Below are 10,191 nucleotides of genomic sequence, written 5' to 3'. Positions count from 1 at the left end.
GAGAATTTCGACGACCCAGCCCTGATTGAGAGTTCCCTGCTGGCGGCGCACGTTGCGGCGCTTGCGCGGGGACAAACCATTGAGCGACCACTCTACGATTTCTCCCACCATATTCGCATTCCAGACCGCACCGAAACCATGCGAGCGGTTGCATTTGTGCTTGTTGAAGGACTGTTCGCACTGTACTACCAGGAGTTGCTCCCGCTCTACCAGATGCGCGTGTATCTGGATACGCCGGATGATGTCTGCTTCGATCGGCGCATGAGACGCGACACGCTCGAGCGCGGGCGCACGCCGGAATCGGTGCGGCGGCAGTATGAAGCAACGGTCCGGCCATCCAGCATCGCCTTCGTCCGGCCATCCGCGACCCATGCCGACCTTGTCATCGACGGAACCGCAGCGTTGGACTGGAAGGTCGAACAGGTGTTGGCCGCGATGCGCGATCGCGGACTGCTCCGGTTACCTAGATAACGGAAGCAAACAGCCGAATCCGCACAGCCCTGCCACTTTGGAGTAGCAAAATACGTCGAAAGTGGAGGCGTCTGCGTAATTGAATCGTGTCTATGCTGGTTGATGAGATCACAGTGGACCTCCCAAATTTGTACCAGACTGTGATTCGGTGCAAAATCTGGCACCGTTCATCAAACATTTACGCAACATCTACACGGGAACAGGTTTCGTACCGATAACGTAGGAATTGAAATGAGCCGATCACTCAGAGCGATGCGCCAGAGAGCTGAGACGTGGTTGCGGCAAGGAATTTCGCCGCAGCGCCTCGCGCTTACGCTTGCCCTGGGATTTGCCATCGGTTGCATTCCGGTGATTGGTCTTCCAACGGCCGTGTGCATGGTCGTCGCACTCGGTTTGCGGCTGAATATACCGGCGATCCAGGCAGCCAATTACGCTGCCATGCCTCTCCAGGTCGCGCTCATCTTCCCGTTTATGCGTCTCGGCGGATGGCTCTTTTCCTCGAGTGCGCATCCCGCAATGAACGCCGGGTTGCTCCCACATGGGTCGGCGATGAAGCTCGTATGGGCTTCCGGGAGCCTGGCAGGCGAAGCGCTGGCCGCGTGGCTGATTACTGCCATTCCCATGGTCCTTCTGCTCACGCTGGTGCTGACGGCACTGCTGCGCCGGGTTCCCGTGCTCGCCTCCGCCGAAGCTGGCGACTAATCAGTCAGGGACATTGACCGAAACAAAATCCTGCCCGTCCCGATAATGAAGAACCAAATGTGCATATTCCCCCTTGCACTTCTACAAGAAAGTGTCCTATTCTCTTGTCGAAGCGGAAGGGAACGAATGACCGAGAGAATCGAACTGCCCCAGGGAACCCTTGATCTGCTGATACTGAGAACACTTTTGACGGGGCCCCAGCACGGATGGGCCATTTCAGAGCGTGTGCAACAGGTTTCAAGTGAAGTGCTCAGCATCCAGCAGGGGTCTCTGTATCCCGCGCTACATCGGCTGGAGCGACGCGGCTGGATCATGGCGCAGTGGGGTACGTCAGAGAATAACCGCCGCGCGAAGTATTACGAGCTCACACGAACTGGCACAAAACAACTTGAGCGAGAGACAGAAGCCTGGCGCAAATTGACAGTAGCTGTTGCGCAGGTTCTGGAAGGAGCGTGAATCGGCCATGCTGGATGATCTGCGTTATCGCGCGCGTGCCCTGTTTCGCCGTAATGCTGTCGAGAACGAGTTGGAAGAAGAGCTGCGATTTCACTTCGACCGACAGGTTGAGAAGTATAAGCGGTCGGGCATGACCGAAGAAGAGGCGAAGCGTCGCGCGCGGCTCGCGTTTGGCGGCCATGAACAGGTCAAAGAGGACTGCCGTGATGCGCGCGGCACAGGGTTCATCGAGCTTACATTGCAGGATGCAAAGTACGCATTCCGTCAGCTTTGGGCAAATCCTACCTTTGCGTTGATCATGATTGTCACGCTGGCCCTCAGCATCGGGGCCAACAGCGCGATCTTCAGCGTGATTAACGGCGTCCTGATGAAAAGGCTGCCTTATGAGCAGCCCGAGCGCCTGGTTCGGATTTTCCTTTCCAGCCGCGAGTATCCCAAGTTTCCTCTTAATCCGTGGGACTTTCTCGACTTCAGGGCACGCAATCATTCGTTCGAATCCATCGCGGCATTCACGCGGGGCGACGTCCAGCTCTCGGGCGACGGCGAACCTGTGCGGCTGAATGGATTCGGCATCACGTCAGGTTATTTTCGCGTGCTGGGTTTACATCCTGAACTGGGGCGGGAGTTTGATTTTCAGGCGGAAGTTCCCGGCAATGGCCTCCAGGTGATCCTCAGTGACCGTGTGTGGCGCACACGATTTGGCGCCGACCCGAACATCATCGGCCGCAAAATCACGATGAACATGCAGCCATTCACGGTCGTTGGCGTAATGCCGGCAGGTACCGAGCATCCCGGCAACGACTACCACGCCGTGGCCTATGGCGAAAGCGTGGATGTATGGTGGCCATTCTCGTTTGCCGGAAATCCCAATCAGCGCGGTTCGCATTTCATTGAGGGCATCGGACGGCTAAAGGAGGGCGTCAGCGCGGAACACGCACGGGCAGAGATGAATACGATCATGGCGCAGATCGCGCGCGAGCACGGGGACAATGACTCTGGTTGGTCGGTTCTCGTTATTCCGCTCTATACAGAGATCGTGGGTGCAAGCCGCCAGTTGTTGTTGGTGCTGCTGGGGTCGGTGGGTATTGTGCTGCTGATTGCGTGTGCGAACGCAGCGAATCTGCTGATGGTTCGTGCCTCGGCGCGACAACGAGAAATCGCGGTAAGGCTTGCGATGGGCGCGCCGCGCTCACGCGTAGTGCGCCAGCTTCTGACGGAGAGCCTTCTGATTTCATCCGTGGGAGGAGCACTCGGATTGGTTTTAGCGTTTGGAGGAGTTCGTGCGCTCGTCTCTTTGCTGCCTGCCGACTTTCCTCGCGCACACGATATTCACGTCAGTGGACCGGTGCTGGTGTTCACTCTGCTGGTAAGCCTGTTCACCGGTATCCTGTTTGGACTGGCGCCGGCACTTCAGGCTTCGCGAACCGACCCCAAGGACGGCCTGCAGAAGTCCGCCCGCACTTCAACGGCGAGTCGCCACCAGAACCGGTTGCGCAGTGCGCTGGTGATTGCCGAGGTGAGCCTCGCGAGTGTTCTGCTGATCGGCGCAGGACTGATGCTGCGCACATTCCTCAATCTGATTCAACTCGACCCTGGATTCCGGGGGGACCACCTACTTACGGCGAGCCTTTCGCTGCCGCACGCGAAGTACAAAACACGAGAGCAGACGGCACAATTCTACGATAGGCTTTCGGCAAGTCTGGGTTCACTGCCGGGTGTTGAGAGCGCGGGCGCCGGAAGCGACCTGCCCTGGACGGGCTATGACGAGAATGCTGGCGGGTTCACAATTGAAGGCGAGAAGCCACAGGCACATCAGGAGTTCCATGCACGTTACCACATGGCCACTCCGGGCTACTTCAGGGCGATGGGAATTCCTTTGCTTGAGGGCCGCTTTTTTACCGAAGCGGACAAGAAAGACGCGCCATGGGCTCTCATTATCAACCACGCGATGGCCGAACGTTACTGGCCCCACAAGGATGCTCTCGGTAAGCGGATCAGCTTCGAGGACGTTCCGAAGAAGGACTCCGACTGGATGACAGTTGTGGGGGTGGTGGGCGACGTGAAAGATCAGCCCAACAGTCCGGGTGCTGAGCCGGCTTTCTGGTGGTCCGAGTTCCAGGCTTCCCAGCCAGACATGTCGATTGCAATCCGGACCCAATCCAATCCCGGGCAGATCGCAGATGGACTACGGGACGCGGTCCATCGCCTTGACCCGACTCTCGCCATTGCGGATGTGAAGCTGATGGATAGCGTGGTCAACTCATCCGTTTCGACGACGCGCTTTACGTTTGTGCTTGTAGGCCTGTTTGCGGGTCTGGCGATCTTGCTCGCCGCGATCGGGGCGTATGGCGTAATTGCATACACGGTAAGCCAGCGAACCCCGGAATTTGGCCTGCGCGTCGCGTTGGGTGCGCAGCGAATGGATCTGCTCCGGATGGTGCTGGTTCAGAGCGCAGGGCTGGCTGTGTCTGGAACGATTCTGGGTGTGCTGGTGGCCCTGAGCCTGGGCCGCGTGATGCAAAACCTTGTCTACGGCGTCAGCCCGGCGGACCCGGTCATCCTGTCGGCGGTTGTTCTGCTGGTCTTGAGTGTTGCCATGATTGCATCCTATGTACCTGCACGACGCGCAGCACGATCTGATCCGATGGTTGCATTGAGGGCAGAGTGAGGATGTTTCCGCAGTGCAACTCTTAATTCCCTGGGGCGAATGGATTGGGAACGGGTTTGCCGCTCTCGATCCAAGCCGAATAGATCATGTCGCGCAGCATACTGGCCCCGGCCGCGAGCCGATCAGCGGTAAAATCGCGGGATTCCTGCGTTCCCTGCCCCGCAAACCCGCCAATTTTCTCCAATTGATACACCTTTTCGACGTATTTCGAAGTCTGCCGAAGATAGGCCATGTATTCGGCAAAAACGTCTCCTTCAAGTGCGTGCACCGGAGCCATCTTCGGCTGAACATCGGCTGCGTGCAGATTGGCAGCCACGAATGGCCCTTCAAACTGCCAGTGGATCGTATGCGCCGTTGTGTAGCCATTGGGGTTAGGTCCAGTCCAGCCGTTGTATTGGACGGTAGTGTGAAGCGGCTGCGAAGCGTCGCCTACGTAGTGTCCCAGCCACCCCGCGTAGAAAATGGCAGCCTGCTCTACAGCGTGCGTGTCCTGATGCAGAGCCGCGAGGCGCCGGTACTCACGTAGCGCCGCCTTAAGCCGCTCCCACACCTCGGTCGCCTCCCACGGTTGAAGACCGATTTTTTCAGGGCGTTGGCCGGCCGCGAATGCCATCGCCTCAAAATCGAGCCGCCGGTGAGGCAAGGGGCCGAGGGCGTCGGCAGGTTCCAGATCGATGAAGTGTTCGGGAGCCTGCGCCGCATTGAGCTCAGGTTCAGCAGGAGAACGCCAGCGATCCGGCTCAGGGCCCAGGTATTCCATCTCGTTGATTGCAACATCCGAACGGAGGAAAGCGGGGGCATCGGCAGGCAGGTTGGCAGCGGCCAAACGGTTGATAATACGATGACCTTCGTTACCCCAGGCATAGGCGAAAGGCGCATGTATGAAGGCGCTTGCAAGGACAATGAATACGGACACGGTCGGCAGGGTACGCGCAGGCATGCGGAGCATTGATGCCAGTATACGGCGGACCGGATGCGATGATCGCTTCCGGAAAACGTGGAAACGGACAAAATGGAACGTCGGCCAGTGCCGGTAACGTTTCGGGTTCAACGGTACTTCAGTTCAGTAACATACGATTGAAACACAGCCCATTTTGTGGGAGGGTGCAAGATAAGCCTAATTGTGTTTGCACTGCGCTCTTCAGAAAGTGTCCTCCCACCTTGGGACAGGCGAGGCAACAGGGATGTATGCTCGCTTAAACAGTGCAAGATCAAAGGGGTCAGGAAAGTGCTCAATCTGCCCCAAGGACCGCACGTGCGATTGACCTTGTCGTGCGGCGAAGACGGATCACCGATGAAGCGACACCGGTGAAGATGCAGGAGCGCGGCAACCCGATGGACCCACGCGAAACCAGACACGCGGACAAAGAAGGAGAGAGTCTTCCTCCGCCACTTTGGTCTTCGCTCTCCGTGTTTGCCGTGGCGATGGCCGCAGGCCTCATTCTCGCTCGGGTTGAAGCAGGTCCAAAATTCGACTGGCTCCTGCTGATGACCGCGATGGGGTTAACGGCTGCAGTCCTCATGCGAGTGCTGGCGGACATATCAGCCGAACGAGAAGCCGCAGCGCGATACGCCGGCGATCCGCTCAAAGACATCCTGGATTCCGCGGGCACGATGGTGCTTTCCATCGGCCTCGACGGCAAACTCACGTACATGAACCCAACTGCAGAACGCCTGCTCGGGTACCACGCTGCAGAACTTGTCAACCAGGAGAGCACCGAAAAGCTGCTGGCGCCTGGCGAGGAGCATCGGCTGGTCTCAGAGGTCCGCAGGCTGTACAGCATCAACAAGCCGGTCGACGGAGGACAGGAAGGCAGCCTCGTAACCTACGCGGAGGTCGTTACTTCCCTTGCCCCGAGCCAGGTGCCGAGCTTTGAGACACATCTGCGACGCAAAGATGGTTCGCTCTTCCCTGTTCGGTTGCATATCTCCACATTGCGCAATCGCGATGGTTTGCCTACCGGGCTGGTTGCGGTGGCACTCGATCAGTCCGTCAACGCCACACCGGGCGAGGGACTGCGCATTCCACGAGACCGGTATCGAGATCTGTTCGAGAACTCGAGCGAAATGATTGCAACCCTCGACATGACGGGCAAGTTCCTGTACGCCAATCCGGCGTGGAGGCAGGCCTTCCGGCTGGACAGAAACGCGTCTCTGGAACGGGATTCGTTTGCCGATATCTTCGGCCCAGCTTGTCGCGATGAGGTTGCAGGACTGCTGAAAAGGGCGCTTGATGGAATAACGGTAGACCGTGCTCCGCTACGCACTGAGACCGCGGACGGGCGCGTGCTCGAGCTGGAGATGAGTTTGCATCAGCGGCGCCGTGCTGGAAAACCGCTGGCGGTGCAATGCCTGCTTCACGATGTGACACAGCAGAAACAGCGCGAGCACAGGCTTGCTCTGCAACTCGTTGTGAGCCAGATTGTGGGCGAGAATATTTCGGCCGACATCGCGACCAAACGCGTGCTCGAGGCGCTGTGCATCTCGCAGGGCTGGGATGTGGCGGTGAAGTGGGACGTCAACACCGAAGAGAACCGTCTCGAATTCAATACTGCCTGGGGCATTCCGGGCAAAGAGGCCGAGGGATTAATCCAGGAGAGCATGGGGATCACGCTGGCGCCCGGAGGCAGTTTGCCAGGCCGCGCATGGAAGGAAGGCCGCCTCGTGTGGGCATCGGACCTATCGGTGCTTGCGACAAGCCCACGGGTGCAGGCCGCCGTTCGCAGCAAGATGGTCTCGGGCTGGGCTGCGCCGGTGCAGGTCGGCAATCATGTACTGGCGGTGCTGGAGTTCTACTGCCATGCGCGTATACGCGAAGATCGCGAGACCACTGCGGCAATGGAAACGGTTGCTGGTTCATTGGCGCAAATGCTGGCGCGAACGCGAGAACGCGAACGCGCTGAGGAGTTGAGCCGGCAGCAAGAGATTTTGCTGGGTTCGGTAGCTGATGGTATCTGCGGGGTCGACCGCAATGGCCTGGTGAGGTTCGCCAATCCCGCAGCAGCCCGGTTGCTTGGAGCGCGGCCACAAAACCTGATCGGCAAGCCGGTTCACCAACTCGTCCATGGTTCGGCGCCGCCCGACAAAAAGTGTGCTGAAGACTGTCCGCTGCGTCGAGCATCGGGACAGCGCAAAGCAGTAACTGGCGAAGGCACCATCTTCCGCAGCAACGGAACGGGGTTTCCGGCCGAGTTTTTCCTCAATCCGATTCTCGACCAGGGAAGATTTTCGGGATCGGTCTTGAGCTTCAGAGACATCAGCCAGCGTTATGCGCTTGACCGAATGAAGGACGAGTTCGTTTCGACCGTCAGCCACGAACTGCGTACGCCCCTGACCTCGATTCGTGGGGCCCTAGGTCTGCTTTCGTCGGGCATGCTCGGCGTGATCAATGAGAAGGCGGCGAATCTGTTGCGCATTGCTCTCAGCAACTCCGAGCGCCTGGTACGGCTCATCAATGACATTCTCGACCTTGAACGCACGCAGAGCGGCCGCGAGCCGCTCGCATTCCGGCCGATCCAGTTAGGCGAAATTGTGCGCCAGGCGATCGACGGGGTGCAGCCAATGGCAGATGAGGCCGGCGTGTTGTTGATCCATGACAAGACGCAAGTGGAGATCACAGCAGACCCGGATCGCCTGCTGCAGGTGGTCACCAACCTGTTGTCAAATGCAATCAAGTTCTCCCCGCCAAACTCGGCAATCTCTGTGATGCTGCGCTCTGGCGCAAGCGGCGTGACGCTGTCGGTTATCGACCAGGGACGCGGAATTCCCGCCGACAAACTGGAAGCGATCTTCGGACGATTCCAGCAGGTCGATGCGTCAGACTCGCGGCAGAAGGGCGGCAGCGGACTGGGATTGGCGATTTGTCGCGCGATTGTTTTGCAGCATAGCGGGCGCATCTGGGCGGAACGCAATCCGGTGCGCGGATCGACGTTCAGGGTCTTCCTGTCCTATCAGCCTGTCGCCGCGAAGACTGAGGAAGGCGAATCGAGCCCCGCGACCCATGGGGCAGTCCTTGTGGCTGATACCAATGGCGGAACTCGGCCGTTGATCGCCGATCAACTCTCGCGGTACGGATACCGCGTGGTAGAAGCGACGACCGCGGACCAGGCGGTAGCGGTGGCCCATGAGGGAGTCTCGGCCATCATATTGGACACGACGATCGATGGCATCAACGGCTGGGAGATACTGCCGATGCTGCGCCGCGAAGATCCCGAGGCGCATACGCCCGTGGTGCTGCTGGGCGTGGCCAATCCGCAGCAGGCGGGGGAGGCCGGCCGCAAGGTGGACCGTCTATTCCCGCGACCAAGCGACGATGCTCTGCTGAGCGAGCTGGTCAAGGTGCTCTGCGTTCCGGGTGAGGAAGCGCGGATCCTGGTGATTGAAGACAATCTCGATCTGGGCCAGGTTGTGGCCGAGATCTTCAGGCGTGAGGGGATTCTGGTGCGAGTGGCTCATACGCGCCAGGGAGCGATGGATGATTGCCTGACCTTCCAGCCCCACATGATTGTGCTGGACATCGGCATGCCGAATGGCGATGGATTCAACGTGGTGGATTGGCTGCGCCAGCACGAAGATTTGAACCGGGCACCGCTGGTGGCCTATTCTGCACATGGTTTGACGCAGGCCGAACGCATGCAACTGGTGCTCGGGCTGAGTCATTTCCTGGCAAAGGCCAGCGTTGAGCCCGAACAACTGGAAGCCCTGGTGCTGACAATGCTTCGCAGCTCGCAAGAGGTCGAAGATTCCATACCCGAGGTTTCCGCCAGCCAGGAATCTTGAGGCTGGTTCCGGAGAAGTAATTCATGCATCGCATTCTTATCATTGATGACGAAGACGATATTCGCGAAGTAGCTGCATTGAGCTTGGAGACCGTAGCGGGCTGGGAAGTGATGGTGGCCAGCTCGGGCGCACAAGGCCTTGCCCGCGCGACAACGTATCAACCGGACGCAATCCTGCTGGACGTAATGATGCCCGGGATGGACGGCCCGGCGACGTTCCGGGAATTGCAGAAGAATCCGGCAACCGCCCACATTCCCGTGATGCTGCTTACCGCCAAGGTTCAGGCAACCGATCGCTCGCGTTTCGCCGATCTGGGTGTAAAGGCCGTTTTGGTCAAGCCATTCGATCCGCTAACCCTTTCCCAGCAGGTAGCCGGCATCCTTGGCTGGAGCTGAGGCACATTCGGTGAGCGATGCTCAAGGATCTCCGCTGGCCGATGCTATGAATCGGCTGTGGGCAAAATACCTGCCGCAGATGGAAGAACGAGTGGGGACTCTCAAAAAAGCAGCAGAGAGCCTCGAAATCGGAACTCTGACTAAAACCGGGCAGGAACAGGCGGGCGCAGACGCGCATAAACTGGCGGGTGTTCTGGGAACCTTTGGTCTCAAAGAAGGTACGGAACTGGCGCGCGAAGCGGAAACTTTGTACGGCGATTCGCTTGACGGAGACCCAGCAGTCGCTTCGCGCCTTCGAGCGATTGCAGAGCAATTGCGGTCAATGATCGCAAACCGCCCGTAGCCGCGCCCCATGCCCGGCAAGGCACCTCAGCAATTACACTCGTAGAGGTGCTTCGACAGGACACATCGAGGCGGCAACTCGACCTGACCTTTGAGGAGCCGCAGAGTGCGCGCCGCATCTGGCCGGTGCGCGAATTGGTGGAGCATGTCTGCGAGCAAGTCGAACATGAGTTCAGCGATATTTGGGTCGAGGGCGAGATTTCGAATTGCCGCCCGGCGCCGTCAGGACACCTGTATTTCACGTTGAAGGATGCTGAGGCTCAATTGCCTGTGGTGCTATTTCGGCGGCAGGTGCTTCTGCTGCGCTTCAAGCCCGAAGATGGAATGCACGTGCTGGTACGCGGGCGCGCAAGCGTGTACGCCCAGCGTGGACAGTTG

At 58.9% G+C, this 10,191-nt stretch carries 9 protein-coding genes; 8 read left to right on the top strand and 1 reads right to left on the bottom strand.

Features of this window, described 5'->3' with window-relative positions; genetic code table 11:
• The 4 genes from WA354_RS21080 to WA354_RS21065 all read left to right on the top strand — a co-directional run.
• Positions 1-471 (top strand): nucleoside/nucleotide kinase family protein (locus WA354_RS21080; protein WP_472814990.1); only part of this gene is annotated, 471 nt, incomplete at its 5' end.
• 231 nt (positions 472-702) lie between these two features.
• Complete coding sequence (locus tag WA354_RS21075; protein ID WP_472814989.1) at positions 703-1,173, top strand: DUF2062 domain-containing protein; 471 nt, start codon at positions 703-705, stop codon at positions 1,171-1,173.
• Positions 1,174-1,299: 126 nt separating this feature from the next.
• Positions 1,300-1,629, top strand: coding sequence for a PadR family transcriptional regulator (locus tag WA354_RS21070; protein WP_472814988.1), 330 nt, complete (start codon positions 1,300-1,302; stop codon positions 1,627-1,629).
• A gap of 7 nt (positions 1,630-1,636) precedes the next feature.
• On the top strand, positions 1,637-4,297 hold the full coding sequence (locus WA354_RS21065; protein ID WP_472814987.1) for an ADOP family duplicated permease: 2,661 nt from the start codon (positions 1,637-1,639) through the stop codon (positions 4,295-4,297).
• A gap of 22 nt (positions 4,298-4,319) precedes the next feature.
• Here the strand turns inward: WA354_RS21065 and WA354_RS21060 are convergent, their stop codons facing one another.
• The gene (locus WA354_RS21060; protein WP_472814986.1) at positions 4,320-5,237 is read right to left on the bottom strand and encodes a S1/P1 nuclease; all 918 of its coding nucleotides are present in this window, start codon (positions 5,235-5,237) and stop codon (positions 4,320-4,322) included.
• 332 nt (positions 5,238-5,569) lie between these two features.
• Here WA354_RS21060 and WA354_RS21055 point away from each other — a divergent pair, with 332 nt between their 5' ends.
• The 4 genes from WA354_RS21055 to WA354_RS21040 all read left to right on the top strand — a co-directional run.
• Positions 5,570-9,076: a PAS domain S-box protein gene (locus tag WA354_RS21055; protein WP_472814985.1), complete on the top strand. Its 3,507-nt coding sequence runs from the start codon at positions 5,570-5,572 to the stop codon at positions 9,074-9,076.
• 23 nt (positions 9,077-9,099) lie between these two features.
• Positions 9,100-9,471: a response regulator gene (locus tag WA354_RS21050; RefSeq protein WP_472814984.1), complete on the top strand. Its 372-nt coding sequence runs from the start codon at positions 9,100-9,102 to the stop codon at positions 9,469-9,471.
• A 10-nt stretch (positions 9,472-9,481) separates the two neighbouring features.
• Complete coding sequence (locus WA354_RS21045; RefSeq protein ID WP_472814983.1) at positions 9,482-9,814, top strand: Hpt domain-containing protein; 333 nt, start codon at positions 9,482-9,484, stop codon at positions 9,812-9,814.
• A 47-nt stretch (positions 9,815-9,861) separates the two neighbouring features.
• On the top strand, positions 9,862-10,191 hold a 330-nt coding region (locus WA354_RS21040; protein WP_472814982.1), incomplete at its 3' end, for an exodeoxyribonuclease VII large subunit.

The organism is Occallatibacter sp. (assembly GCF_049802275.1).
GTDB lineage: Bacteria > Acidobacteriota > Terriglobia > Terriglobales > Acidobacteriaceae > Telmatobacter.
This window is presented reverse-complemented; position numbering and strand designations above follow the sequence as displayed.

Excerpts from the sequence above, each read along its gene's own strand:
- WA354_RS21075 (WP_472814989.1), top strand. The coding sequence starts at position 703 with ATGAGCCGATCACTCAGAGCGATGCGCCAGAGAGCTGAGACGTGGTTG.
- WA354_RS21060 (WP_472814986.1), bottom strand. The coding sequence starts at position 5,237 with ATGCCTGCGCGTACCCTGCCGACCGTGTCCGTATTCATTGTCCTTGCA.
- WA354_RS21070 (WP_472814988.1), top strand. The coding sequence starts at position 1,300 with ATGACCGAGAGAATCGAACTGCCCCAGGGAACCCTTGATCTGCTGATA.
- WA354_RS21065 (WP_472814987.1), top strand. The coding sequence starts at position 1,637 with ATGCTGGATGATCTGCGTTATCGCGCGCGTGCCCTGTTTCGCCGTAAT.
- WA354_RS21050 (WP_472814984.1), top strand. The coding sequence starts at position 9,100 with ATGCATCGCATTCTTATCATTGATGACGAAGACGATATTCGCGAAGTA.